Annotated in this window: 23 protein-coding genes; 12 read left to right on the forward strand and 11 right to left on the reverse strand. The window is 40.7% G+C overall.

The features are described 5' to 3' along the window. Positions 1-113: 113 nt before the first annotated feature. From LV83_RS05690 to LV83_RS05700, 3 genes are all read right to left on the reverse strand, one after another. Complete coding sequence (locus LV83_RS05690; RefSeq protein WP_111610590.1) at positions 114-482, reverse strand: hypothetical protein; 369 nt, start codon at positions 480-482, stop codon at positions 114-116. Between the two features lie 121 nt (positions 483-603). Next, positions 604-2,436: an ABC transporter ATP-binding protein gene (locus tag LV83_RS05695; RefSeq protein ID WP_111610591.1), complete on the reverse strand. Its 1,833-nt coding sequence runs from the start codon at positions 2,434-2,436 to the stop codon at positions 604-606. 60 nt (positions 2,437-2,496) lie between these two features. Continuing rightward, entirely contained in the window at positions 2,497-4,197 is a 1,701-nt protein-coding gene (locus tag LV83_RS05700) for a hypothetical protein (RefSeq protein WP_111610592.1), read from the reverse strand. A 284-nt stretch (positions 4,198-4,481) separates the two neighbouring features. Here LV83_RS05700 and LV83_RS05705 point away from each other — a divergent pair, with 284 nt between their 5' ends. The 10 genes from LV83_RS05705 (at position 4,482) to LV83_RS05750 (ending at position 13,638) form a co-directional block, all read left to right on the forward strand. Continuing rightward, entirely contained in the window at positions 4,482-4,727 is a 246-nt protein-coding gene (locus LV83_RS05705) for a type B 50S ribosomal protein L31 (RefSeq protein WP_111610593.1), read from the forward strand. 69 nt (positions 4,728-4,796) lie between these two features. Continuing rightward, complete coding sequence (locus tag LV83_RS05710) at positions 4,797-5,993, forward strand: GlmU family protein (RefSeq protein WP_111610594.1); 1,197 nt, start codon at positions 4,797-4,799, stop codon at positions 5,991-5,993. A gap of 11 nt (positions 5,994-6,004) precedes the next feature. After that, positions 6,005-7,141 carry a DNA polymerase III subunit gene (locus LV83_RS05715; protein ID WP_111610595.1) on the forward strand — a complete coding sequence of 379 codons (1,137 nt, stop codon included), beginning with the start codon at positions 6,005-6,007 and terminating at the stop codon, positions 7,139-7,141. 1 nt (position 7,142) lies between these two features. Next, positions 7,143-7,580, forward strand: a complete 438-nt coding sequence (locus LV83_RS05720) for an ATP-dependent zinc protease family protein (RefSeq protein ID WP_111610596.1) — start codon at positions 7,143-7,145, stop codon at positions 7,578-7,580. A 164-nt stretch (positions 7,581-7,744) separates the two neighbouring features. Next, positions 7,745-8,650: a 30S ribosomal protein S6--L-glutamate ligase gene (gene rimK / locus LV83_RS05725; RefSeq protein ID WP_111610913.1), complete on the forward strand. Its 906-nt coding sequence runs from the start codon at positions 7,745-7,747 to the stop codon at positions 8,648-8,650. After that, a complete protein-coding gene (gene hemC / locus LV83_RS05730) occupies positions 8,647-9,576 on the forward strand; it encodes a hydroxymethylbilane synthase (protein WP_111610597.1) in 930 nt (309 codons plus the stop codon). The genes rimK and hemC overlap by 4 nt, the downstream gene beginning before the upstream one ends. After that, positions 9,573-10,418 carry a peptidylprolyl isomerase gene (locus LV83_RS05735; RefSeq protein ID WP_111610598.1) on the forward strand — a complete coding sequence of 282 codons (846 nt, stop codon included), beginning with the start codon at positions 9,573-9,575 and terminating at the stop codon, positions 10,416-10,418. Before hemC ends, LV83_RS05735 begins: the two co-directional genes overlap by 4 nt. Further along, the gene (locus LV83_RS05740; RefSeq protein WP_245947006.1) at positions 10,390-11,325 is read left to right on the forward strand and encodes an SDR family oxidoreductase; all 936 of its coding nucleotides are present in this window, start codon (positions 10,390-10,392) and stop codon (positions 11,323-11,325) included. Before LV83_RS05735 ends, LV83_RS05740 begins: the two co-directional genes overlap by 29 nt. 40 nt (positions 11,326-11,365) lie before the next feature. Continuing rightward, complete coding sequence (locus LV83_RS05745; RefSeq protein WP_111610599.1) at positions 11,366-12,751, forward strand: sodium-dependent transporter; 1,386 nt, start codon at positions 11,366-11,368, stop codon at positions 12,749-12,751. A 296-nt stretch (positions 12,752-13,047) separates the two neighbouring features. Continuing rightward, positions 13,048-13,638 (forward strand): porin family protein, encoded by a 591-nt coding sequence (locus LV83_RS05750; protein WP_111610600.1) that lies wholly within the window; start codon positions 13,048-13,050, stop codon positions 13,636-13,638. Between the two features lie 249 nt (positions 13,639-13,887). Here LV83_RS05750 and LV83_RS05755 read toward each other — a convergent pair whose 3' ends face one another. From LV83_RS05755 to LV83_RS05785, 7 genes are read right to left on the reverse strand one after another with little or no spacing between them, the layout of a single operon-like run. Beyond that, positions 13,888-15,045: a 6-bladed beta-propeller gene (locus LV83_RS05755; protein WP_111610601.1), complete on the reverse strand. Its 1,158-nt coding sequence runs from the start codon at positions 15,043-15,045 to the stop codon at positions 13,888-13,890. After that, on the reverse strand, positions 15,042-16,181 hold the full coding sequence (locus LV83_RS05760) for a hypothetical protein (RefSeq protein WP_111610602.1): 1,140 nt from the start codon (positions 16,179-16,181) through the stop codon (positions 15,042-15,044). The genes LV83_RS05755 and LV83_RS05760 overlap by 4 nt, the downstream gene beginning before the upstream one ends. Next, positions 16,178-17,317: a hypothetical protein gene (locus tag LV83_RS05765; protein WP_111610603.1), complete on the reverse strand. Its 1,140-nt coding sequence runs from the start codon at positions 17,315-17,317 to the stop codon at positions 16,178-16,180. Before LV83_RS05765 ends, LV83_RS05760 begins: the two co-directional genes overlap by 4 nt. Beyond that, entirely contained in the window at positions 17,314-18,507 is a 1,194-nt protein-coding gene (locus LV83_RS05770; protein WP_111610604.1) for a hypothetical protein, read from the reverse strand. The genes LV83_RS05765 and LV83_RS05770 overlap by 4 nt, the downstream gene beginning before the upstream one ends. After that, positions 18,504-19,769 carry a hypothetical protein gene (locus LV83_RS05775; RefSeq protein ID WP_111610605.1) on the reverse strand — a complete coding sequence of 422 codons (1,266 nt, stop codon included), beginning with the start codon at positions 19,767-19,769 and terminating at the stop codon, positions 18,504-18,506. Before LV83_RS05775 ends, LV83_RS05770 begins: the two co-directional genes overlap by 4 nt. A 19-nt stretch (positions 19,770-19,788) precedes the next feature. After that, positions 19,789-20,496 (reverse strand): gluconate 2-dehydrogenase subunit 3 family protein, encoded by a 708-nt coding sequence (locus LV83_RS05780; protein ID WP_111610606.1) that lies wholly within the window; start codon positions 20,494-20,496, stop codon positions 19,789-19,791. Between the two features lie 3 nt (positions 20,497-20,499). Beyond that, on the reverse strand, positions 20,500-22,242 hold the full coding sequence (locus LV83_RS05785; protein ID WP_111610607.1) for a GMC oxidoreductase: 1,743 nt from the start codon (positions 22,240-22,242) through the stop codon (positions 20,500-20,502). Between the two features lie 425 nt (positions 22,243-22,667). Here LV83_RS05785 and LV83_RS05790 point away from each other — a divergent pair, with 425 nt between their 5' ends. Both LV83_RS05790 and LV83_RS05795 read left to right on the forward strand, forming a co-directional pair. Further along, positions 22,668-23,507: a BKACE family enzyme gene (locus tag LV83_RS05790; RefSeq protein ID WP_111610608.1), complete on the forward strand. Its 840-nt coding sequence runs from the start codon at positions 22,668-22,670 to the stop codon at positions 23,505-23,507. Positions 23,508-23,517: 10 nt separating this feature from the next. Then, the gene (locus LV83_RS05795; RefSeq protein WP_111610609.1) at positions 23,518-24,381 is read left to right on the forward strand and encodes a glycosyltransferase family 2 protein; all 864 of its coding nucleotides are present in this window, start codon (positions 23,518-23,520) and stop codon (positions 24,379-24,381) included. Positions 24,382-25,177: 796 nt separating this feature from the next. On the opposite strand, the gene LV83_RS05805 is transcribed toward LV83_RS05795, so the two are convergent. Further along, positions 25,178-25,870, reverse strand: coding sequence for an arylesterase (locus tag LV83_RS05805; RefSeq protein WP_111610915.1), 693 nt, complete (start codon positions 25,868-25,870; stop codon positions 25,178-25,180). Positions 25,871-25,960: the final 90 nt, after the last annotated feature.

The following is a 25,960-nucleotide window of genomic DNA, read 5'->3' on the forward strand; positions in this document are numbered from 1 at the left end:
GCTATTTTTTAGCCAGTTTCTAGAAAAAAGCCATCAATCCAATAAAACTGTTTCGAAAAAAATAAGGAAACCGTGTGGCTTCCTTATGTGATTCTTGTTAATTCATCTAAGAACTACTCTGTAATATTTTGCCTCGGCGGGATTTTGCTTTGATCAGGTTCCGTGGGTTTTGTTGGTTTGCTAGCAGGAGCATTTGGGCGTACGGCAGGATGCTCAAAGTCATATATCTTAGCTTTGAGTGCATTCGTTTCGCTTTCCATCTTCTTGATTTGGGACGAAAGACTACTGTACGCTGCATAGCTGCTTCCCCACGCGGCTAGAAAAAAGATCATCCCGATGAGGATAATAGTGACCATGGAATCTGAGGTGATTTCTTCCATTCCAAAGAGCCCACCAAGGGTCTCGAAGGCAACGAAGAAAATAAGAAAAGCACCAAAATAGACCAAAAGGGCTATTTGAAGTATTTGGTGAAGTTTTTTCATATGATTATAATTTAATTTTTAGCTGAAATATGGAATCTTGCAACAAAGAGAATGATCCTATTTTACTTGATCTTCGACATGCTCGATTTCATAGGTTTTAAAATTAGTATTAACGAATATACTAAACCGACTGAATACTAGAAAGCTTCTGATACAAGCCATCAATTTGACTCAAGTCAGCGTGTGTTCCTCTTTGCACGATTTCTCCGCGCTCTATCACTAAGATTTCATCCGCATGTTGGATAGTGCTTAGCCTATGTGCGATGACGAGTGTAGTTCTATTACTCATTAATTTCGTCAGGGCTTCCTGTACCAAAAGTTCAGATTCCGAATCCAGTGCAGAAGTTGCCTCGTCGAGAATCAAAATCGGCGGGTTCTTTAGGACTGCTCTTGCGATACTTAAACGCTGACGCTGGCCACCAGAAAGTTTGGAGCCACGCTCCCCGATGCTGCTTTGATAGCCATCTTCCATTTTCTCAATAAACTCGTGAGCATTGGCAATTTTCGCAGCTTCCATCACTTGGAACTCTGTCGCGCCTTCTACTCCAAACGCGATATTATTAAATACCGTGTCGTTGAACAGAATGGACTCTTGGGTTACAATACCCATCAGGCTGCGCAAATCTTTTAGATCAAAATCTTTCAAGTTTGTTCCATCAAGCAAAATCTCACCGGCGCTAGGATCATAAAAGCGTGGAATTAGATCTGCCAAAGTAGATTTACCGCCTCCCGAAGGGCCAACCAAAGCGATTGTTTTTCCTCGATCAAGCGTAAAGTTGATATTCTTTAAGACCAGTTGATCTTCGTAAGCAAAACTTACATTTTTGACCTCAACCGAATTTTCAAATGAATTCAATCGAACTGGAGATGTGGCGGAATATACTTGGGAGGGCGTATCCACTACTGTGAAAACCCGTTCTGCTGAAGCAATACCTCTTTGAATGCTACTTACTGCTCTGGAGATTTCCTTGGCAGGATTGAGTACTTGAGTGAAAATAATGATGTAAGTAATGAAGTCAGAAGCGCCAAGATCGGAGCTGCCACTAAGAACCATGCTTCCTCCATATACTAGAATCCCCGCCACTACGAAGACACCTAAAAACTGGGAAATAGGAGAGGCGAGTTCATTCTTGCGAGCCATGTTTACATTGACATCGGCATAGAAATCAGTTTCTCCATCAAACTTGTTTTTCATAAAACCTTCAGCGTTGAAGGCTTTGATCACCCGCATACCGCCCAGTGCTTCATCTAGAATATTCACAATACGGCCCAGTGACTGTTGACTTTGAACTGCCTTCTTTTTTAGTCTTCTCGTGATTCCTCCAATGATGGCTCCAGAGATAGGGATGATCAAAATGGTGAAAAGTGTCAATTTCACTGACATGAAGAACAGCACAGAGAAATATAGAATAATGGTGGCAGGCTCACGGAAAACCACCCTTAGCGACTGTACAATGGTGTTTTCTACTTCTTGCACGTCATTGGTCATTTTTGACATCAGGTCGCCTTTTCGCTCGTTGGAAAAGTACCCGATGTGTAGGCCGCTGACATGCTCAAAAATATCCATCCGCATTCTCTTGATTACGATTGCCCGAACTTTGGCTAAAACTACGCCTGATAAATAAGTAAAAAGGTTGGAGAGAAATACCGATACAACGATGATAATACAGACGTAAAACAGCGTTCCCATCTTCCCATACTCTTCAGCGACTTGCAGGAAATTGTAATTAAAGAGGTGGGAGAAATACTCTATGGAAAAGTTGAATTCAGGCTTATCAGCATACTGCGCTAATGACTCTGGATCAACCTGCTCGAAAATCACATCGAAAAGTGGCTTCAATAAGGTGAAATTCAGAAGCCCAAAAACGATGGAAAGAAAAGCGTAGATAATATAAGTAGGCACGAATTTCCAGTAAGGCTTGGCATAAGAGAGAATTCGTAAATAGGTCTTCATAAACTAATATTCGTGGAATAATCTCGCAAGTTACGCAAAAATGGCAGGGGAGGTTCCTTGTTAGTAGTTGTAATCAGGTCGTGTAAAGTTCCATCGGAAAGCCAATTGAAGGTATTGGGAAGTTTCTGGGCTATCCAAATCCTGTGCTGTTCTTCTCCGAAATGTGTGCGATGCATCGATAAAGAAATTATGCTTTAGCATGTAGGTGGCATTCAGGTTGGTTTGCACCACCGTATTCTCAATTCCCTGACCAATTACATTTCCAAATAATCCAGTCGGACTTCCTTCCAATCTATTTTTCAAGACATCTCCACCCCAGTTGGTTTCTTCGTCTGGATCTGCTCCATAGAGTTGGTGCATTCCCGTAAATGTTAGATTTAGCTTTGGAATCGGCTGATAGCGGATTATACCGATGAATTCTCTGAAATTTGCTCCGCGTGGATGAGTCAAAGGAGTTCTCCAGTTGGAGTAAGATTGGTAATCGAATTTTTCCTGAAAAGTATAAGGCCTCGCTTGATTCCACTCCAGCTGAAAATCTAAATTGGATACATCCAATACATCCATGTACTTGTAGCCCATTTGTACCCCGTATTTATTGCGTTTTGAGTTTTTGCCATCTATCCCAAAAAACTCATTGAATACAAACTCATCCAAGGCAAACTGTCCATAGAGTTCCATTCCAGGAGTGAAAATCCACTTTCCGTCCAAGCCAAGCATGACTTTGTCTGGCGTTCCTTGCTGCTGCTCCACCCATCGAAGGAAAATTATAGGGTTGAAATAATTAAAGTTTACCTCCTCGGTCATTACAGAGGAGAAGAAACCCAAGTTGAGATTCTTACCAACATTCATCGCAAGCCTGCTGAAAGCGAAAAATTTCTGAGGATATTTCCCGTCCGTTGGTCTACCTCTATCATAAAAGGCGTCTGCCGTCATTTGACTCCAAATATTTGTTAGCTGAAACTTCCAAACTTGTGTGTTTAGCTTTATGAACATATAAGGATTGGAAAAATCAGATAGCAAAAAGGATCTATAACCTTCTCCGATGAAGTTGCGGTCATGGCCAGCTTCTACTTGGATGTGCTTCGTGATATTAAAGCTCACATGTCCCAGTGCTGAGAAATAACTATAGCCATCTCCATTGTATTCCTTCCAAAATCCTTCGCCTGGCACAGCACCATTATGCTCGGTATAGCCTTTGACCCAGCTTGGAAAAAATGCCTCGGAAGAAGTGAAATAGGTGTAAAATCCAACTTTATTATCTATCGAGCCTCTTAAAACTACTCCACGAGAAAGGCGGTTTGGATTTCGGTCATTATCAGGTTCTATCCCACCATTCAAGTACAAAACGGGACTTACATGGATATCGAATTCATCACTAGTATAGTATGCAAAGTCTCCAGGTCTCTTATAAATCGCGTTGAATAAAGGTTTTTTGGAATGTGGAGTTTCCCTACTAACAAACTCCCAATTGTCTTGACTTAAATAAGCAAGATTAAACCGATCAACGCTAGTTCGGATAACCGCGTCATTGGCAATACTATCAAGAAATTGAGCTACATGGTCTCGTCGGTAAGGCTTTGCCCCTGTATGAAATACAGGATTGTTTTTACCCTGAAGAATTTCGTAGCGCTCGATTTTATGATAGTAGTCCCGGTCATATGGGATGTAGTTTCCTTGTGCAAAGGCAAAAAGTGGAAGAAAAAATAAGCTTACTAAAATAAGTAGCCTGAGGCTTAGGTGGTGTTTGTATAGCTTTAGCATTGGCTAAATCTAAAAAACATTCCTGAAATTGAGATACTATTCAGACGTATGAAATTCTCGGCTATTTATCCTCTATAGAACCAAGTCGATATTTATACTCTCCGGGAGTTCGTCAAGTTTTTTTCTTTTTTAGGGGAAAAGCCCTTGTTTTGCCGGTATAGTTCTACTTTTTGAAACCTTTTGACCAATTGACTTATAAATACTTGGCAAAGATTTGGTGAGTTTTGTGAAAAAGCCTAGCTTTGTGCCTCATTTGAAAGAGGTACATAATAACTAGCAATAATATGAAAGCTGATATCCATCCAAACTATAGAGACGTCGTTTTCTACGACACTTCTAGCGAGTTTAAATTTCTTACTAAGTCAACTATCGAAACAAGCGAAACTATCACTTGGGAAGATGGCAACGAATATCCTTTGTTCAAGGTCGAAGTGAGCTCTGAATCTCACCCGTTCTACACAGGTAAGAAAATGATGCTTGATACTGCGGGTCGTGTTGAGAAATTCAACAGAAGATACGCTAAGAAGTAATTCTTCTTTATATCAGGCTAAAAAGTCTCCCGGAGCATGGATTCCGGGAGACTTTTTTATTTTTGCCTCATGGACTCAATTTTGTTGTTTGATGATCCCGCCATACGAGGATCATTGCTCCCTTTTACTTTTACCAGACCTGTAGCGGAAATCCGCGTAGGAATACTGAAGATTTCTGAGAAATGGGAGAAAATATCTGGAGCATCGGTTTCATTTCTTACCCAAGATTACCTCCAAGCTAAATTTCCTCGGAGTACCGGAAATGCATTGGCAATCAATGGCGCTTGGCTTCCTGACAACAAAAGTCTTAAGCTGTTACAAGCTCTTTCAACTAATCAAGCCCTTTACTTCGGCAAAACACTGATCGCTACCTATATCGGCGAAACGGAAAAGAATCTGGCTGCTGTGAAAGGTAAAGAGATAGTTCAACTTGAATATGAGCCTACTTTATTGTTGAAAACTTGGAATATATTCCAATTCAATGGCGCAGAAATCAAAAAGGATTTTGAGCTAATTACAAAAGGAAGGAAATCGGCAAAGATCACAGATCCTCATACTAAAGTGTATTCACCCGAAAATATCTTCGTCGAAGAAGGAGCTGTCATTCGAGCAGCTGTTTTGAACGCGGAGAATGGACCTATTTACATTGGGGAAAATACCGAGATTCAGGAAGGTTCGATGATTCGTGGGCCTTTTGCGCTTTGCGAAAGCTCTACTGTAAATATGGGTTCCAAAATAAAAGGTGATACTACCGTCGGTCCGTATTCCAAAGTAGGAGGGGAACTGTCCAACTCGGTGATCTTTGGCTTCAGCAATAAAGGTCACGAAGGGTTTTTGGGCAATTCCGTGATCGGAGAATGGTGCAATATGGGCGCTGATACGAATACCAGCAACTTGAAAAATAATTACTCTCCAGTTAAACTTTGGGATTATACCGTCGGAAATTACTCCAATACCGGTTTGCAGTTCTGTGGACTGATGATGGGTGATCATTCCAAGTGTGGGATCAATTCCATGTTTAATACCGGGACTGTGGTTGGGATTGGCTCAAATATTTTCGGTCCCGGATTTCCACGTAAATTTATTCCTTCATTTGCTTGGGGTGGAGAGGAAGGATTCTCTACCTTTTTGTTTCCAAAATTTCTAGAGACAGCCAAAGCAGTAGTGGCTCGCAGGGGACTTGAATTGAATGTGGAAGAACAAGAAATCTTACGCACGATTTTCGAAATGTCCAAAAACTATAGAATTTGGGAAACCTCATCCTGATTAATTAATTCATGCAATTCGCAGCTATACCGGGACTTCCCGAAACCAAAGAAAACCTAATCAATGCCGTCAAAAACAATCATTTGGCGCATGCCTTGTTGTTTCATGGACCTGAAGGTTCGGCTAATTTGACCATGGCGCTGGCGCTGTGTACTTATTTGTACTGTGAAAATCCCGGGGAAACCGATTCCTGTGGTACTTGTGCTTCTTGCCAGCGGATGAGTCGATTAGTTATTCCGGATTTGAATTTTGCTTTTCCGACGATCGCCAAAGCAAAGGAAGATGATAAGGATGACGAGGAAAAAGTGGACATATTGACAAGCTGGAGGAAGTTTGCCACGGAGCAGCCTTACGGAAATGTTCATGATTTTATCTATTTCAACAATTTCGAAAAGAAGCAATTAAATATCTCCAAAGGAGCAGCTCGTAAAATTATCCAGGCTCTTTCTTTGATGTCTTTCGAAGGAGGATACAAGATCATGATGATTTGGGCACCTGAGTTTCTTCATCCGTCTGCGGCAAATGCGCTTCTGAAGATTTTGGAAGAACCACAGCCTAAAACTCTATTTATCCTGGTTACTGGGGCTGCAGACCAGTTGCTTACGACGATCCTTTCCAGAACTCAAAAAGTAACGATAAGGGGTTTTGCGGACGAAGAGGTGAGAAATCATCTTATCGCTAAAGGCCTATGTGACGAGGCTTCTGCGGATCAGATTGCAATGCTCGCTGATGGAAATCTTAGAGAGGCTTATCGTCTGGTAGATCAGGTAGAAGATTTGCAGGTGAGAAAAATCAGAGAGTGGTTTCTCTCCTGCTACAAGGCAGATTTCAAAAGCATTTTTGGGCTCGCTGATGATTTTCACAAATCTGATAAAGAAGCGCAAAAATCACTTGTGCTGACGGGCTTAAATGTGCTCCGAGAGATTCTTCTGAAAAATGCGGGTTTGGATGAGTTGCTACGGACGCATGACGAGGACCGTACATTTGTAAATAATATCTCAGGAAAAATCCTCAAAGAGGAGCATGTGGGCAAGTTGTATGGTGATTTCAATACAGCTCATTATCACCTGGAAAGAAATGGTAACGCCAAATTTATCTTCACAGATTTATCTATGAACGTGACTAGATTAATGGCTAAAATCAGCTGATATGGATCAGAAAATAATAGGTAGAAAAGAGAAAATCTCACTTCCCAAATTAGGTCTGAATTTAGTCTGGGCTAAGGTAGATACTGGAGCTTATACAAGTAGTATTCACGCGGAGAACTTAGAAGTAGTTGAGGAGAATGGTAAAAGGATTCTACGGTTTCAACCTTTGCTGCCTGGGCATAAATCCTACACGGGAGAAATGGTTACCTTTGAGCACTTCAGAGAGAAAAAAGTAAAAAATTCTTTTGGCCACGCTGAATTCCGCTACTTGATAGAAACTACCTTTGAGCTAGCAGGTGAAAGTTATTCGGCAGAATTTACACTATCAGATCGGTCAAGTATGAGAAATGCAATACTCCTCGGGCGAAAGATCTTAAAAAATCGTTTTCTTGTGGATGTGTCAAAGGTCAATTTGGCCAGAGCATACAGAGTAAAATAACATATTTCCTGATCCACGTTACGAGTCATAGACGGGACTCCCACCATATAATAATTTTCTAATGAAATCGAGCAAAACGAAAGCTTCATTTCAAAGAATGATTGTTCTTTGCGAGATTCCTCCCGATAGCAATCAGGATGACCATAAAATTCAATTTTAAACAGATGAAAATTGCAATCCTTTCCAGGAACCCAAATTTATATTCTACAAAGAGACTTTTTGAAGCAATTCTAAAGGCAGGTCATGAGGCACTGATTGTAAATCATAGTATTTGTGATTTGATCATCGAGCAGGAAGGGCCTTCCATTATTTATAAAGGCGAAAAACTAACTGATATTGATGCAATTATCCCAAGAATTGGAGCTTCAGTGACGTTTTACGGGACAGCCGTGGTTCGTCAGTTTGAACTCATGGGTGCTTTTTCTGCAGTAAATTCCCAGGCGATTGTACGAAGCAGAGACAAACTGAGAAGCTTGCAAATCTTATCAAGTGCGGGGCTTGGGATGCCCAAAACAGCGTTCACCAATTTTTCCAAAGGTGGAGAGAAGCAAATTATTGAGCATGTGGGCGGTGCGCCACTGATTATCAAGTTATTGGAAGGAACTCAAGGGCTAGGAGTAGTTTTAGCAGAAACCCGAAAAGCAAGTCAGTCCGTGATTGAAGCATTTCATGGGTTGAAAGCGAGAATTATTATTCAGGAATTCATCAAAGAAGCCAAAGGAGCAGATATCCGAGCGTTCATCGTCAATGGCAAAGTGGTAGGAGCGATGAAACGCCAAGGAGCTGAAGGTGAATTCAGATCTAATCTTCACCGTGGAGGTAAAGCTACTGTAATCAAGCTAAGTCGTGCGGAAAAAGCTGCTGCATTGGGTGCTGCAAAAGCGCTAGGTCTGGACGTGGCTGGAGTAGATATGCTTCAGTCGGCGAGAGGCCCGTTGATCCTGGAAGTGAACAGCTCTCCTGGACTTGAAGGAATAGAGAAAGCTACAGGAATCGATGTGGCAGGCTCCATCATTAAATTTATAGAAGAAGGCGTGAATAAGCGCCCTATGAAAATATCGAGTCAATGAGTAACCAAGTGAAAATAGGTACGCGCGGAAGCAGATTAGCGCTTTGGCAGGCGTACCATGTAGAGGAGCTTTTACAAAAAGCTGGTCTGAGTACAGAAATTGTAATCATCGACACCAAAGGCGATCAAATTCTGGACGTTTCCATTGCCAAGATTGGTAGCAAGGGGGTTTTTACACAGGAATTGGAAGATCAATTACTGGACGGACGGATTGATATCGCAGTTCACAGCGCCAAGGATATGCAGTCCAATTTGCCAGATGGTTTTGAAATCATAGCGTTTACTAAGCGCGAAAAAGAAAATGATGTGCTTGTCTCTCACGATAAATCAGTTTCTCTGAAGAAGGAAGTTGTCCTAGGGACTTCTTCTACCCGTCGCGTATCTACTTTGAAGCATTTTTACCCACATGTGAAAACTGTGGAGGTACGTGGGAATCTGCAAACTAGAATCCGAAAGATGGAGGAGGGACTTTGTGATGCGCTATTGCTTGCCTATGCGGGTGCACATCGGATGGAGTATGATCATATGATTGTGGAAGAATTGGATTTAGATGAATTCACTCCAGCGGTTGGTCAAGGTTCAGTTGCCATCGAAGTGGCTAAAAAATTGGATTCGGAGTTAGAAGCGAAGATAACTAAAGCTTGCAATCATCTGGAAACCTCCCTGAGACTTCGTGCTGAGCGAGCATATTTGAGAGTTTTGGAAGGGGGCTGTAGCATTCCTGTTTTTGCGCTAGCAAATCTTGAAGGAGATCAGCTAAGCCTAAAAGGTGGGATCGTGAGTTTGGATGGGAAAGAGCGGATTTCCATCGTTGTGGAAGGCGACTCTGCCAATCCAGAAAAACTAGGTCAGGAGCTTGCAGATAAGGTTTTTGCAGCGGGTGGAAAAGTCATATTGGATCAAATCAAACTAACGTTAAATAAATGAGATTTCTAAGAACCTTACTTGTGCTCTTCCTTTGCGCGAGCTCTTTTGCCTGTGCTGCAGACAAAGATTACGTGGTGACGATTTCAACAAGTCACGGAGATATTGTAGCGGTGTTGTTTGATGATACGCCTGAGCATAAGTCCAATTTCATCAAATTGGCGGAGGCGGGGAGGTTTGACTCTACCGAATTCCAGCGGGTGATGAAGAATTTCATGATTCAAGGTGGAGATGTTTTTACAAAAGAAAATCTTCCACCTCAGGAATGGCCGACGTTACCGGCCGAAATCAGGCCTAAGTATTTCCACAAAAAAGGGATGATCGCTGCCGCACGTCAGCCTGATGGAATCAATCCAGAGCGTCGCTCAAACGGTTCTCAATTTTACATCACTATTGGAAAGGTCTATGATGAGCTTGAGCTCACGACTGACATGCAGGAGCTTCAAAAAGCCCTGATGAAGTACATGGAGCTGGGTAGTCAGGAAGAATTGAAAAATGAATACATCCGCCTTTACAATGAACAGAAGTTCGATAGTTTGACCAATTTGATTCTATCCAAAAGAGATGAACTGGAAAAGTCACTCAATGTGAACTTGACAAAGGATTATACCAAAGAGCAAATCGAAGCCTATACAACCGTGGGTGGAGTACCGCACTTGGACAAGGAATACACCGTTTTTGGAGAAGTAATCCAAGGATTGGAAGTGGCCGAGGAGATTTCAAATACTACGACAAACACTAGAGATAGGCCAATTGAGCCGGTTTATATGACAGTGAAAGTGGAGAAAATGTCCCGAAAGAAAATCGAAAAGGAATATGGCTACAGCTACCCAGATGGCAAATAAGAAAAAGATATTTATCACTGGGGCGAATGGCTTGCTAGGTCAAAAGCTGGTTTCTCAATTAGTCGAAAAAGGTGATTTTCAGATTTTCGCTAGTGGCAAAGGTGAGTGCAGGTTACCTGGAGAAGGATTCAAATATGTGTCTCTGGAGATTACGAATGCATCAGAAGTAGAGAAAACCTTGGCTGAAATAAAGCCAGATATCATTATTCATGGTGCCGCAATGACACATGTGGATCAGTGTGAGCTGAATCAGGAGGCTTGCTACGATTCCAATGTCAATGCTACAGCTTACCTAGTCAAAGCAGCGGAAGCCGCAAAAGCTCATTTTATTTTCGTTTCCACAGATTTTATTTTTTCAGGGGAAGAAGGTCCCTTGGACGAAAATGCTGAAGCTGCACCTGTAAATTACTACGGCGAGACCAAACTTGAAGCCGAGCAAAGTGTCATTGCATCGAAGACCAAATGGGCAATAGTACGAACTGTTTTGGTATTTGGGATTGCACATGATTTGAGTCGATCCAATATTGTGCTTTGGGTGAAATCCTCTCTTGAAGCAGGCAAGGAAATTCAAGTTGTGGATGATCAATTCCGCACCCCAACGCTTGCTGAGGACTTAGCAACAGGATGTATTTTAATCGCTGAGTATGAAGCCGAAGGAATATTTAATATCTCGGGGCCAGACTTTTTGACTCCTTATGAAATGGCAAATATCACCGCAGACTATTTTGGTTTGAATAAGAATTTAATCAAGCGGGCAGATTCAACCACTTTTACTCAACCAGCAAAAAGACCTTTAAAAACAGGTTTTGTAATCAAAAAAGCCCGAGAACAGCTTGGTTTCGAACCGAAAAGTTTCCGAACGGCAATTGGTATTTTGGCAAAACAAATTATCTTAGCCCGCTCTTAAAAAGCAGTTTATACACCCTAATTTAACTTTAAAATAACTTATGGCATCAATCAACGAAACCGAAGAAAGAGGCGAATTTGGTTCTAGTTTAGGATTCATAATGGCCGCAGCCGGTTCTGCCGTAGGTCTTGGGAACATTTGGAGATTCCCCTATTTAGTGGGTGAAAATGGAGGCGGAGCCTTTGTCTTTGTTTATATTTTATGCGTGCTGTTTATAGCATTACCGCTACTATTTAACGAGATAGCACTTGGTAGAAAATCCGGTAAAAACCCAATCGGAGCTATACGAGACACAGGAGGAAATAAGTTTTGGCAGCTTGCAGGCGTTCTCTGTGTGCTAGTCTGTTTTTTCGTTTTTAGTTACTATTCCGTTATTGCGGGCTGGACCGTCGGCTATATTATCACCGAAATCATCAATGTTCCTGTTGACTTTGCGGAGTTTGTGGAGACACCATTGTATGTGATTCCTTTGACTTTCATATTTATATTGATGACTATCCTGATTGTATTGGGTGGGGTGTCAGGAGGTATTGAGAAAGCATCTAAATTTTTGATGCCGGTACTTTTTATTATCATCATTTTCATTGCTGGCAGAGCGGTTACCTTGGAAGGTGCAGGAGCGGGTATTGAGTACTATTTGAAGCCTGACTTCAGCAAAATTAATCCTGCAGTTATACTTCAGGCACTTGGTCAAGCCTTCTTTTCTATGTCGGTGGGTTGGGGTCTGATGATTACATTTGGTTCTTATTTGCCTAAGAAGTCTAATATCATTCAATCAGCAGGATGGATTGCAGGTATGGATACTTCAGTTGCACTTTTGGGAGGATTGATGGTGTTTCCTGCGCTATTTGCACTACTTCCTGGCAAGGATCCGGCAGCAGGTCCAGCATTGGTTTTTGACGTATTGCCAAAGGTATTTGCAGCTATGCCAGGTGGTCATATTGTTGGAGCTTTGTTCTTTATTCTATTGATGGTGGCGGCGTTGACCTCTACTATTTCTATGCTTGAAGTTCCTGTAGCCTATATGATTGACGATAGAAAGTGGGGTAGAAAAAAAGCAACTTGGACGATTGGTTTGGCTGCAATGGCACTATCAGTTCCTTCAGCATTGTCACAGATTCCGGGTACATTCTTTAACTCGTTACACATCAATTTCTTTGGCAATAGGCTAGAAGGCTTCTTCGGAATTATGGACTTTGTGTTCGGTACGTTTGCGGTGATCGTGATTTGTTTGATGCTGGCACTTTACACAGGTTGGGCATCAAAGATCTCTGATTATGCTGACGAATTGAAGTTGGGAGCCCCTAAGTTTAAAGGTCCTTTCAGAGCAGGTTGGATATTCTTCGTGAAGTGGATATGTCCAATCGTAATTATTTTACTAATCCTAAATATGGTCGGAGTGTTCGGTACAGCTCAAGCGGCATAAAATAAACTCATTGAAATAGAACTTGAAAAGGAAGTCTTCGGGCTTCCTTTTTTTTTTGTATTTCAAGTGTAACAATAGCGCTCACGGAGTACACGCGGAGGGAACAACTCTGACTTTTTCTAATTTTGGGTGAATGTTCTATTAGTAGGTTGGTTCGAAAACTGATTACTTAATACTGATCACTGATGACTTTTCAAATCAAACCTTCCACCGGATTTTTCTTGTTGGCAAGGGAATTGCTAATTTTTCTTAAAATCTTTCGTTACTAAGCTTACTAAACCAATAATCATAAAACCATGAAAAAACTTATTCTTTCTCTGGCTCTGTTGGCATTTGCGCTAACTGGCTATTCGCAGGGCTTTTCTCTAGGTCCGAAAGTAGGTCTTAGCCAAACACAGCTCGATCTCAAAAGTGATGATTTCAAAAACGGAGATTCTAAATTTGGCTACCATGTAGGATTATTCGCTAGAATAGGGCTAGGGCCGCTTTATTTACAGCCTGAAGTATTGTATACGCAGACCCAAGGGCAGTTTACCTTTAATCCGGCAGATGCTCCAATTCAGGACTACGAAGCAGATTTTAATCGAGTGGATATCCCGCTTATGGTGGGATTAAAGATGTTTAAAGTGCTAAGAATTCAAGCTGGTCCCATAGCAAGTATCAATGTTAACTCTGAGCTGAAAGATGCAGGTCAGACGGTTCAAAATGCCAAGTTTGAAGATGCTACTATTGGCTATCAGGCAGGCCTTGGTTTGGATATAGGAAACCTGATTATTGATGCCAAATACGAGAGTTCATTGGATAAGATTACGGGGAGCATGGGGAAGTTTAGCACAGACCAGCGGGTGAATCAATGGATTCTCTCTGTTGGATTTAGGTTATTCTAAAACCTCAAAACTCAAAAAAATCCCGATTGATGAATTTCAATCGGGATTTTTTATGCGCTTGCTTTAGCCCTAGTGGGGACAAAGTTTGACGAAAAGGCCCTGGTTTTATCGGTTATCGTCTGTCTGTTGTCCTGTTTCTCCAGAAGCTGGACTGAAAGGGGAATTCTAAGTGCAAGAATTTTTCGCCAAAAAGCAACGAAGGTTCGTGAACTACCTGATTATTGAATTTGAAAATTGAGAATTGTTCATTTACTTCTCCACTATTCGTGTTTTGTATATCACCGAGTAGTCTTTTTCTACTTCAGAAAAATTAAGGTTAAACCAGATCTCATCCCGTGAGGCTATTTTGGCGATGTTACTGAGGAGTTCATTTTTCTCTATGATTTTGCTCACAGATTCACCATCAAACAGCACATTTCCCGTTGTGTTGTATTTGTCTGCCAGTTCAAAGATTTTACTGAAGTCCTCGCTTGCTTCTGAAGTAACCTCATTTGCCTCCTCATCTGTGAGACCGGAAGTGTAATAAATCAGGAAGGCTCCATCCTCCAGTTTTTCCACCGAATTAATAGAACCTAGTAGGAAGTCCCTTATGTCAAATGCCCCATTCTCGAGTTTCTTGTCCGGATTTCTTTCTTCAAATTCCAGGAAGGAAACAATTTTGGAATAAGCTGGAGTATCCAGATTACTCAGGGAATAAGAGAAAAGTTTAGGTTCATTTCTGAAGATAATAAACAAGGAATCTGCGGTAACGTCAAAAACTGGGTGGTAGTCAAAGGCTTGGAATCCAGCTTCCGGGGTTAAAAATTTTGAAGACGTAGGAAAAGGAATGATTGGTTCATATTCCCCCGAGCTAAAATTCACTTTCTCAAGATTAGTGTATTTAGTTAGGTCTCCTCTATCAGGATGTCTTCCTTGTATTTTGAAATAGAGATTATCTCCACTTTTGATGATGGCTTTGGAATACGAGACCACAAGATTTGCGAAGCCTTGGAACTCCGGCTCCATTTTTCTAATGAGGTTACCTTCCAAACTGTATTGGTAAATTGCTTTTGTGGTAGGAAGAAGGAATTCACTATTGTTGATGAAGATTGCTTTGCCACTTTTACCACTGTTGTAATCTTCCGGACCTTCTCCACTTCTGTTGTACTGATGTAGAATTGAACCTTCAGAATCGGTGACTAATATTTCCCCAGTATTCTGATCCATCATCAAGTACTTGCTGTTATCAGGACTGATGTCCAACAACACCAGATTCCCCAGATAATCCACCACCAGCGAATCATAAATCTCAAATTCTAACGCTTTCTCCGATAGCGGAGTAGAGGGTTTGGTTTCTTCTTGTTCGCCTGAGCAGGATAAGATGCTGATCGCAAAAGGTAGAAGGTATAAGTAGTGAAGTTTTTTCATTTTTTTATCAATTGTAGTTTATAAAGAGTCAAGTAATCCTGCTCTTCTCCTATGTACTCGTCATTTCGAAGTGCGAAGAAGGGTTTGTCTAAGGATTCTATGTTTAGGATTCTTCCAATTCTATAGGAGAGGTTGATTTCATTGGAAAGCGTGGAGTCAGGGTTTATAATTTTTATAATCTGTCTCTGATGGTCCTTGTGTTGGGGAAAGTTTTCTGGTTTTTTCAATTCATACTGGGCATATATTTCTTCTGAAATCCCTTCTGTATATAGTAAAAAAATGCCCTGTTTAGTTGGGAAGAATTGTTGGATACTAGCATCTCTCATTCTACTGAACGAAATGTATTCGTAGGGTTTGGAGTGCTCCCCATTGTCTAGAAATTTTGTTGGTTCAAAGTTGTAGGTATGCAAGTATGCATTGTTTTGAGAAAGGTCGTACACATGAACCAATGGCTCGTTTTCCAATGCTAGGTATAGGTAGTTTTCCAAAACTACGAATTGGAGAAAAGGACGTTCGTAATACTTGTCCGTAGAATAACGGGAGGATTTTGGAATCCTGATAATCGGTTCGGATGTCTCAGTTGCAGCATCAATTTTTTCAAGTAAATAATGGTCTCTGAAAAAATGTGGGTCATACGGGTTAGCACCATCCCTACCTGGATAATAGGAAATGATTTTCCCATCCCATACGTCAAGGTTTTTCAATAGCCCACCTCCGTCTTTGGCTTCGGTAGGAAATTCAAGTTTAATCTCCTTTTTAAATGATAAATCTGGGTTGATCTCATACAGCCATCCTACGAAACTTGCTGCTATTATTTCGCCATCTTCTAGGATCTTGATTTGAGTCGGATACTGAACTTTTCCCGGCCCTTCCTTAGGATAGGAATGCTCATGAAGTATTTTTCCATTGTTATCAAATTTGATCAGTTTGTTTTCTTTGAAATTAAAAATAACTCCTTCATTATTTTTGAAATCTCCTCCATCCACTGTTCCCAAATAATCCACCTGAATCGAATCTACGATTTGCAGTTCCCATTCATTGGAGCTTATCGACTGGTTTTCTGCTTCATTCTTCGGAGATGAACAGGCAAAAGCCAGCAGGATTGAGCAGATAAAAAGCGTATAATTATTTTTCATTTCTGAACCAGTTGCAGTTTATAAAAAGTTAAGTAATCCTGCTCTTCACCTATGTAGTCGTCATTTCGGAGGGCGTAGAAAGGCTCTGTAGGATTCTCTATGGCAAAGATTTGTTTAACCTTTTTAGAAATGGGAATCTCGTTTGACCAGCCTTTTTCAGTGTCATACACTTTGAAATAAGATTGGTTCAATTCAGCTAGTCTAGGGAAGTCCTCAGGGAACGTGAAGTTTTGTGAGCCGAAAACATCTTCCGAAATCCCTTCTGAATAGTGAACCACAAGGTGTTTCTGATTTGCAAATACTCCAAAAATATTCCCTTCGACCAATTTTTCGTAGTTGTAGTTTTCGTATTTATCTTTCAATTCCGGAGCTTCTATAAATTTCGTTGGGTTAAGATCTATGGTCTCAATGTGCCTTCCAGAGTCAAGCAGGTCAAACCTGTGAACTTTTGGCTCATTGTTGAAGTAGAGTAATAAGTCATTTTCAATTGTCGTAAATGATATTGAAGGTCTCTCATAAAGTAAGCCTGTACTGAATTTTGATGTTTCAGGCGTTCGGATTAGAGGGCTGCTTTCTCCAGTTGCAGGATTAAGCATTTCGAGCAAGAAATAGTCTCTTAAGTAGTTTTCAGTAAAAGGCCCTACCTCATCTCTTCCCGTATAGTAAAGAATTATTTTATCCTGCCAGAACTCGAATGATTTCGCATCCATTAACCCGCCATGTACGGGGGCTGCAAAGGGCATTTGGATTTCTCGTTTAACCGACAGATCCTCGTTTAATTCATAATATGGGCCACCATGGTTGCCTATATATGGATTGCTAGTAGGGTCAATTTTTACAGTGGAGATAAAAGAAATTGAATTTGGGCCGTCTTTGGGAAATGCTTTGGTAGAGAGGACCTTTCCTTCATAATCGATTTTGATTACTGTGTTCGCGGTATAATCATACAGCAAACCCATTCCCTCTCTAAAATCTCCAGTGGAAATATTTCCCATATAATCCACCTGAATAGAATCAAGAACTTGGAGTTCCCATTCAGTCGACGTTTCAGATGCTACTTTTTCAGTTTTTTCCGAAGAGGAGCAGGAGAGAAAGGCCAATGCTAAAGAGACTGTTAAAATGTTTCTGTAGTTCATTTCTCAATCAATTTCATTTTATAAATTCTTAAAAAATCCTCTTCTACATCCGGATCTGGAAGTCGTTGAAACCATGCAAAACCTCCTCCGCTGGCATAAGTTTGGCCAACGGTATTGGTAGGTAGCGGCACAGTTCCTAGATAATTAAGATCTGCTAAATCATACACTAGGGTGCCTTTCGATACTTCCTCTTCTATTTTTAGAGACATAGCTCTGGCTTCCTCTTCTTTTCCATTCATCCACAAAGCCTCAACCTCCTTAGACTTAACTGGATCCCTTCCAGAATAGAAATTCAGTAACAGCAAATCATCAAGAATATGAATATTTCTAATAGCTGCAGTGCCTCCCCGGTTTTCAATTTTCCCATCCTTAAATTTTTCCCGTTCCTTTCCTTCCGGTATAAGAAATCCAGGGATATTTAGCTGAATTACAGTATCAAGCGTTACGGTGGTGGTACTTAGCTGGTAAACATAAAGTTGGGGATCTCCGCCGTGTACCACATATACTGTTTTTCCATTGGCTTCGTATGCAGGACTGTAGTCACTTGGGTTAAACCCCATTCCATTCAAAAAATGACTTCCTTTCTCAAAAGGAATAATTTCAGCCATGGTTTCGTTTGACACATCCACGAGCTCCAATGCCCGATATTCGTCGTAGAATTCCTGTTCGCCCGGAAAGGAGTTGTCTGGGCGCACTGATATTGGAAGGAGATAAGTTTTATCGTTAATAGTAGCTGATTCGAGTGATTTTCCTATAATAGTGCGGGACGATAACGTGCCCAATGATTCGGGATGAGAGATTTTTTTCACCATAGTTCCGTCCAAATCATAAATGAATAAGCCATTTGCTCCAAAGACAGCTAACTGATCCTCCCCGTAGAAGCCTGGGGATTCTAGTTTAAAGCCATAAGCATCTGGAGTATCTTCTTCTTTGGAAAAAGTGTGGATAAGCTTTCCTTCAGCATCCGTAATAATTATTTCTTTGCTTGGGAAATCAAAAAAAATCAATTTGGAGCCCTCTGAACTAACATCTGTAAGCATAGGATTTCCAAGGTATTCTAGATCCAAAGAGTCCGCCAGTTCCCAGGAAAGTTGAAATTGTTGGTCGGATGACTTTTCAGTAGTTTCTGAAGTAGAACAGGAGGAAAAGACTAGAATAAGAACTGGTAGGACTAGTATTTTATATCTCATTTCTCAATCAATTTCATTTTATAAATTCTTAAAAAATCCTCTTCTACATTCGGGTCGGGTGTTCTTTGAAAATAAAGAGAATCATTACTTGCCATAAAACCAGCTTGATTTACACCAGAAGGAAAATCAAGTGTTCCCAAATAAGAGAAAGTCTTTTCATCAAAAACTAGGATGCCGGGTTTTGTATTTAATGATCCTTGGCTATAGATTGCTTCTCCTTCCTCTTCCTTACCCGAGGCCCATAGAGCCCTTGCTTCTTCTATGATTCTTGGATCTATACCTGGGTAGTAGTGGACAAGTATTTTCCCGTCTTGAACCAAAATATTCCGGATAGCTGCTGTGCCTCCATTAATGGAGACACTTCCCGGAGAAAACTCAGTTCTTGGTTTGCCCTCCACTACATAGAAATCGGGAATATCAAGGTAAATAGCGGTGTCGAGGTTCGCCTCTTCTGGAGAAAAATCATAAATATAAAGCGTAGGATCTGAGCCGTGGGACAGATATAATTTATCGCTTTGCACATCGTAAGCTGGAGCATAATCACTTTGATCATAGCCCATCCCATCAAGGAATTTGCTCTCTGGTTCGAAAGGCCCGAAGTCCTGCATTTCTCCAGTTTCCAAATCAACCAGCTCAACGGCTTTGTAAGTATCGTAGAATTTCTGCTCGCCAGGGTAGGTATCGCGTGACCGAAATGACTTAGTTATGAGGTATTCTTTTCCTCCAAGTGTGATTATTTTAGCTGTTAATCCTGGCATTGACATGGATCCTGCACTTCCCATAGCTTCAGCATGATCAATTTTTTTGATCAAAGTACCACCCAGGTCATAGATAAATATCCCTCGCATGCCTATGAGGATCACCCGGTCATTTCCCCAAAGAATTGGCAATTCCAGTTTGAACCCATAAGCGTCAGGAGTATCTTCTTTTTTGGAAAATTGATGAAGAATCTCTCCGTTGGGATTTGTGATGATAGTCTCACTTGAAGGAAAATCGAAAAAGGAAACAAGGCTGCCCTCCTTATTTACTGAAGCCATCAAAGGATTGCCGAGGATTTCTAAATCTAAGGAGTCAACCAAGTCTATGGAGAGTTCGATTGGAGTTGTTTCTGTTACAGTTTCTTCATTTTCACAGGAAAAAAGCCCTAATGATAGGACTAAAATTAGATATACTTGATTTTTCTGCATTTGACTAATAAGAGTTTGAGGAATAGAAGAATAAGATAGTAGTAAAACTTTTCGCACCAAAAAAAACTCAGCCATTTAACTGAGTTTTAATTTTTTAACCAATTACATTTCCTTCATCATCCCATTGAATGATCGTCCCTCGGTCTTCTGGTTTGAGGTATTGAGCAATGTATTTTTCTTCTAATTGCACTCCATGTTTGCTCATCACTTCCTGAGGTACGCCATCCCAGGCATTAGGGGTATTTCCTACATAACCCATGTATTTCCAGCCTGCTTCGGTAGAGAAATAGCCTGAGCAAGTAAGATTTCTGAGCATATTGAACCAGCGGACCCCACCTTCATATTCAGGCTTAGCTGTATCTGGCCAAGCTACCTCGTCCACGATTTGCATGACTTCGGTTTCGTTTAATTGATTGAATGTTCTCCCGAATTTCTCGTCGGCTTCGAAATCCAGCCACATCAATCCTCCCCGCATGCGGGTTTGATTTCCTGGCTGATCTTTCATCATAAATTCCATAAAATCCACCACGCCGATTTCAGTAGCAGCGGGAGACTCCTCGTCTTTTGGCATGATGATATCTACCAAGGTGCTCAGCTTTTTTCGCTCAGCCTCGGTAAAAAATGTTTCGGAAAGTAATTCCAGATCACGTTGTATTTCTTCGTCAGTTCTACCACCGATTGTGGTGCCAGCTAATAGTGCGTTTTCTGGCAAAGCCTGCTCTTCAGGTGAACACCCGGTTAGTATTAGACCCGTACCGATAGTGCCGGTAAAGAGCAATTTGAGGTTTTCTCTTCTGTTCATGGCTTAAATGTTTTTCTTTTTCAGTTCTGAAATGATGTAGTCTGAGGTTCTCCAGCTCAAGGCCAAGATTGTCCAAGTTGGATTTTTATCTGCTTGGGACACAAATGATCCAGCGTCTACCACAAAGAGATTTTTGCAATCGTGTGCTTGGGAATTTGAGTTCAAAACTGATGTTTTTGGATCGTTGCCCATTCTTGCTGTACCTACTTCGTGAATGATTCTGCCTGGTGCAGCTAGGCCGTAAAGGGTGTCTGCTCCTGGTTTGGTACCCAGTAATTGTGCTCCGGCACCAGTTAGGATTTCTTCAAAAGTATCCTGCATATGCTTGGCCTGATTGATTTCCTGATCTGTCCATTTGTAATTGAACCGCAGTACAGGAATTCCAAATTTGTCTACTACAGTTGGATCGATTTCGCAGTAATTGTCAAATCTCGGCACGCTTTCTCCCCGGCCAGACATGCCTACGGTAGATCCATAGATTTGACGAATGTCTTTTTTAAGACCTACGCCATAGCCGCCATTAGGACTAGGTTTACCGAATTCGTCTGTGATGTACTTTCTCATGGAGTCCATATTTCCTCCTGCACCGTAGCCAGGTTGTCCCATTCCCCCGCCATATTCTATATGATAGCCTCTGGCGAAATCCAGTTTTTTATTGTCCAGCCACCATGGAGTGTACATATGCATACCGCCCGTACCGTCTTCATTGTATCGTTCTCGGCCCATCAAGTCCGGGATGATTCCCGATCTGCTTGCTCCAGTAGAGTCGTGTAGGTAATGACCCAAAACTCCTGAGCTATTGCCGATTCCGTTGGGATGTGTCTTGGACTTCGAGTTCAGCATGATCCGTGAAGTCTCACAAGCGGACGCCCCTAGCACTACTACATTTGACTTTAGCTTATATTCTTTCATGTCGGCCTTGCTGACAAAAGAAACTCCCGTTGCTTTACCTGAATCATCGGTTGTGACCTTTCTTACCATACTGTGGGTGTAAAGATCCACTTTTCCCTGCTTCATCGCCGGATGAACCAGGCAAGTTCCAGCTGAGAAATCCGCATAAACCTGACATGCCCGATTACATTGGCGACAGAAAAAACATGCGCCACGCTCTTTGTTGATTGGCCTCGTCAGAATGGAAAGCCTTGACGGAATCATTGGGATGCTGGCGGCGGTTGTGCCTTTTTTCAGGTAAAGCTCATGGAGTCTAGGCTTTGGGGGAGGGAGGAAAAAGCCATCCGGCTCATTATAAATACCTTCTTTGCTACCGTAGACACCGATCAATTTATCTACTTTATCATAGTATGGCTTGACATCGTCGTAGCCTATTGGCCAGTCATCTCCCAGTCCATCTATGCTGGCTCTTTTGAAATCATTTGGGCCAAATCTTAATGAGATTCTACCCCAGTGGTTGGTTCGGCCGCCGACCATTCTGGATCGGAACCAGTCAAATTCTGAATCGCCTTTTCTGGTGTAGGGTTCGCCCTCTATTTCCCAGCCTCCGATAGCCGCATCAAAATCTCCAAAGGGGCGGATCTGAGTACCGGCTCCTCTACGTGGTGATTCCCATGGTGGTCTGAGTTGGGTGCGATCCTCTTCTTTGGCGGGGTCGAAATCACCTCCAGCCTCGATGACAGCGACTGAGAGTCCGGCTTCAGAGAGAATTTTGGAGGCCATTCCGCCACCTGCTCCGGATCCTACAATTATCACATCGTAAGAATCCCCGGAAGTTTTGATTTGAAAGCTCATCTATAAAAATTATTTTGGAAGATAAAATATAGTATTTAAATATTTGGTTTGAAACAAGAGCTAAACTATTCTAGTATAGCCATATTACGGGAAATCCATTTTTGGATTTAAACATGGCTTAAGTTTTCTCTTTCAGTTGAGATTAAAGGGCTTTTTAAATTTTTAATAGTTCTTGATTGGGGTCTTTGTGTCTATGAATAAAACTCTATATGGTAATCTGTAATGATGCCAGTCACCTTATAGTCTTTGCTTATCTGGTTGGAAGACACAATTCTTAAGTTTAACGTACCCTACATTCCTTTTGCCACCATACTGGTAGAAAAGCGGATATACATAAAACTCTATTCCATATTGAAAGCTGATTATCAATTGTAATTTTATTTATTTACTGTCTCAATATAAGAGTGGATTAAATTTTAGATTCAATGAAAAAAATAATTATTAATTTTTGTCCAACAGGCATGGTTCCTACAAAGGAGTTGACCAAATATGTCCCGATATCTCCTCAAGAAATAATTGAAGATACTCATAGAGCTTTTGAAATGGGTATCACTATAGCCCATTTGCATGCAAGAGAGGCAAGTGGTGTACCTACCTATAAATCTGCAATTTACCGAGATATTTTTGAGGGTGTTCGGAAACATTGTCCCGGATTGATTATTTGTGGAAGTAGTTCTGGTAGAAATTTTCCGGAAATAGAAAAAAGATCTGAGTTACTTGAATTGCGCCCAGATATGTGTTCATTGACTCTTTCCTCCTTGAATTTCATAAATCAAGCTTCCATAAATGACCCAGAAATAATCATAGCTTTGGCTGAGAAAATGAAAGAAAAGGGTGTGGTGCCGGAGTTGGAATGTTTTAATCTTGGCATGATAAATTACGGCAAGTATTTAATCAAAAAGGGGATTTTAGAAGGGCCATTTTATTGGAACTTGCTTTTCGGAAATATTGCTGGGTTTCAAGCTAGTTTTGCCCAAATTGGTGTTGCCATGCAAGAAATTCCCGTTAATCATATGGTAAGTTTTGCAGGCTTAGGGGACTGCCAATTGCAAATGAATTCTCTGGCAATTTCATTTGGCTATGGAGTGAGAATCGGATTAGAAGATAATATTTGGTTTGATGCCAAGAAGACAAAGAAAGCTTCCAATCTTGATCTTTTGACCCGAGTCCATGGGCTCATGGAAATCCATGAAGCAGAACTTTTTCAGTCCGAAGATTTAGGAACGTTAGGTTTCTATAATAGCTTTAACCAAAACCTAGTTTAACAAAAATTCTATGCAGTTTTTTTATGGTGTTGAGTATCTTGGTGGAAATAAGCGTATAAATATAATTCAGCCATTGGTATCTGTTTGTGTACCTACTTTTCAACATTATCAATACATCCAAAAATGCCTTGATAGTATTCTTTCTCAGAGGACCAATTTCACATATGAAATAATAATTGGAGAGGATGACAGTTCTGATGGTACTAAAGACATTTGCCTTAGTTATGCGGAGTTAAACCAAGATAAAATCAGGCTTTTTTTAAGAAGGGATGAGGATAAGATGATTAGAAATGGCCGTAAAACAGGTAGACTAAATCATCTTGCGCTTTACCAAAGTGCCAGAGGAAAATACGTTTGTATTTGCGATGGGGATGATTATTGGGTCAACGAGCAAAAACTTCAGCTCCAAGTAGACTTCATGGAAAAATATCCTACTGCATCTCTCTGTATAACTGATACTGACATTAAAGGAGGTCTAGTTAGTAGGCCAGCTGACCTCCCTGAGAAGTTTCATGTTTTTTCACCATACGAGCTGAGGAAGAAGAATTATTTTGGTCATATTTCCAGTTGGATGATGAGAAATGAGATGGAGGAATTACTTAATAATAGAATAGTGTTGAAGACTGAAATAATAGATATGGTGGTATTCACATTTTATAAAAATAGGGGAGACACTATTTTCATCCCAATAGTGACATCAGTTTATAACTTGAACCCAAATGGGATTTTCAGAGGTAGGTCAAGTTTGGAAAATTGGAAAACTATGGTGACTATGAACTGGCATTTATTTTATTTTCTGCATAATGACCCAGTTCAATTAACACGAAGTTTTTTATATTCTCTAAGAAGATTTTTTGTTAATTTCCTTAAATAATTGAATCGTATACTTTTACTTATTCCCTTTCTCTTGCAATTTCAGACTCAATTAAATTTATAATTCAAAATAATAAAAATATACTTTTAGGTCATGGTGATGGAGGGATTCCAAATACTATGGATTTGGAATCAGAGCAGTATGCATGTAGAGATTTTGATGTGATTAAAAATGTTTATCCACCAAATTGTACTGTTCAAAATCACTTATATCAAGCTAATTTTATTTTTGAGCAAGATTATGAGTTTGAAAAAAAATTGGACTTACCTGTCGAATGTGGTGTGCATAATCCCCCTGTCTCCTTTATTATTTTGAATTATTTCCTTAATAATTATGGGGTTTATGCAAAGAGGTATATCAATTTAATCCACCCTAGGACTTATATGGCTCCCAACTCTTCAATGTCAAATGGGATAATGGTTTAGCCAATGGTAGTAATTTCTTCAATGGCAACAATAAGGCTTGGTGTGACTATTAAGCGAGCTTTCTCAGTTGGACATCGTTCTATATTGGAGGATTTTGTGACTGTTAATCCTGGAGCAATACTTTGAGGATTTGTTGAGGTTGGTGAAGGTATAGTAATTGGTTCAGGAGAAGTGATGTCTATTAATATCAAAATAGATTTACGATGTTTGATAGGGGCCGATAGCGTAGTTACAAAAGATATTCCAGTTGAAGTATTTGCTTATGGAAGTCCATGCAATCCAATTCAAAAAAATGAAGTATGGTCAAAGATTTCCAATAGTATTTAATTAGAAACCAACCAGTATTACGAAAAGGAAACCATTATTAAAGATTATTCCAGGTTTTTTTGAATATATGGCCAAATCGTCTCAAATACAATTTGATGTCCTTCTTCTGTTGGGTGAATGCCGTCTGGCAAGTTAAGTTCTTTGATCCCGCCTACATTTTCCAGCAGGAAAGGAATAAGTGTGACGTCTTTCTCTTCTGCTACTGCAGGGTAAATTTCGGTGAATTCTCTCGCATAGTCTGTGCCCATGTTAGGCGGGATTTGCATTCCCGCCAAAATGATTTTAGTATCTGGGTATTTCTCCCGAACCTTGTCGATAATGAGCATCAGGTTTTTCTTGGTTTCACTAATTGCTATCCCCCGGAGTCCATCATTTCCTCCGAGTTCTAATACAAAGATATCCGGCTTTTCTTCCAGAAACCAGTCCAATCTTCCAACTCCACCTGCTGTTGTTTCCCCGCTTAGCCCACCATTGATGACTCTATAGTTCAATCCCAAACTATCGATTCTTTGCTGCGTCAATCCGGCAAAACCATCCTCAGGATCGATTCCGTATGCCGCTGTGAGGCTATTGCCAAAGAATAGGATAGTTTTTTGATCTGCTTTTGTCTCTTCAGCTTTTTCAGAAATCACTTCCTGCTTGGTGGTTTCTGTCTGCTTTTCAGAACAAGAAACGGCGGCTAAAGTGAAAAGAAGCGCTACGGGTATGAAGAATGAGTTTAGGTTTTTGAATCGCATGGAAATCTCAAATGTGAATTGTAAAACTATATACCCAAAAGGATTTCTGAGTAAAAGGTTCATCATTTTTAGTAAAAATAAGGTTTGAAA

Origin of the sequence: Algoriphagus yeomjeoni (assembly GCF_003259505.1) — a bacterium.
In the GTDB taxonomy this organism is placed as follows: domain Bacteria; phylum Bacteroidota; class Bacteroidia; order Cytophagales; family Cyclobacteriaceae; genus Algoriphagus; species Algoriphagus yeomjeoni.

Coding starts and splice junctions, on each gene's coding strand:
- LV83_RS05765 (WP_111610603.1), bottom strand. CDS start 17,317: ATGAACTACAGAAACATTTTAACAGTCTCTTTAGCATTGGCCTTTCTC.
- LV83_RS05775 (WP_111610605.1), bottom strand. CDS start 19,769: ATGGCTGAGTTTTTTTTGGTGCGAAAAGTTTTACTACTATCTTATTCT.
- LV83_RS05705 (WP_111610593.1), top strand. CDS start 4,482: ATGAAAGCTGATATCCATCCAAACTATAGAGACGTCGTTTTCTACGAC.
- LV83_RS05770 (WP_111610604.1), bottom strand. CDS start 18,507: ATGAGATATAAAATACTAGTCCTACCAGTTCTTATTCTAGTCTTTTCC.
- hemC (WP_111610597.1), top strand. CDS start 8,647: ATGAGTAACCAAGTGAAAATAGGTACGCGCGGAAGCAGATTAGCGCTT.
- LV83_RS05750 (WP_111610600.1), top strand. CDS start 13,048: ATGAAAAAACTTATTCTTTCTCTGGCTCTGTTGGCATTTGCGCTAACT.
- LV83_RS05795 (WP_111610609.1), top strand. CDS start 23,518: ATGCAGTTTTTTTATGGTGTTGAGTATCTTGGTGGAAATAAGCGTATA.
- rimK (WP_111610913.1), top strand. CDS start 7,745: ATGAAAATTGCAATCCTTTCCAGGAACCCAAATTTATATTCTACAAAG.
- LV83_RS05740 (WP_245947006.1), top strand. CDS start 10,390: ATGGCTACAGCTACCCAGATGGCAAATAAGAAAAAGATATTTATCACT.
- LV83_RS05710 (WP_111610594.1), top strand. CDS start 4,797: ATGGACTCAATTTTGTTGTTTGATGATCCCGCCATACGAGGATCATTG.
- LV83_RS05720 (WP_111610596.1), top strand. CDS start 7,143: ATGGATCAGAAAATAATAGGTAGAAAAGAGAAAATCTCACTTCCCAAA.
- LV83_RS05695 (WP_111610591.1), bottom strand. CDS start 2,436: ATGAAGACCTATTTACGAATTCTCTCTTATGCCAAGCCTTACTGGAAA.
- LV83_RS05755 (WP_111610601.1), bottom strand. CDS start 15,045: ATGAAAAAACTTCACTACTTATACCTTCTACCTTTTGCGATCAGCATC.
- LV83_RS05690 (WP_111610590.1), bottom strand. CDS start 482: ATGAAAAAACTTCACCAAATACTTCAAATAGCCCTTTTGGTCTATTTT.
- LV83_RS05780 (WP_111610606.1), bottom strand. CDS start 20,496: ATGAACAGAAGAGAAAACCTCAAATTGCTCTTTACCGGCACTATCGGT.
- LV83_RS05760 (WP_111610602.1), bottom strand. CDS start 16,181: ATGAAAAATAATTATACGCTTTTTATCTGCTCAATCCTGCTGGCTTTT.
- LV83_RS05745 (WP_111610599.1), top strand. CDS start 11,366: ATGGCATCAATCAACGAAACCGAAGAAAGAGGCGAATTTGGTTCTAGT.
- LV83_RS05715 (WP_111610595.1), top strand. CDS start 6,005: ATGCAATTCGCAGCTATACCGGGACTTCCCGAAACCAAAGAAAACCTA.
- LV83_RS05790 (WP_111610608.1), top strand. CDS start 22,668: ATGAAAAAAATAATTATTAATTTTTGTCCAACAGGCATGGTTCCTACA.
- LV83_RS05735 (WP_111610598.1), top strand. CDS start 9,573: ATGAGATTTCTAAGAACCTTACTTGTGCTCTTCCTTTGCGCGAGCTCT.
- LV83_RS05785 (WP_111610607.1), bottom strand. CDS start 22,242: ATGAGCTTTCAAATCAAAACTTCCGGGGATTCTTACGATGTGATAATT.
- LV83_RS05805 (WP_111610915.1), bottom strand. CDS start 25,870: ATGCGATTCAAAAACCTAAACTCATTCTTCATACCCGTAGCGCTTCTT.
- LV83_RS05700 (WP_111610592.1), bottom strand. CDS start 4,197: ATGCTAAAGCTATACAAACACCACCTAAGCCTCAGGCTACTTATTTTA.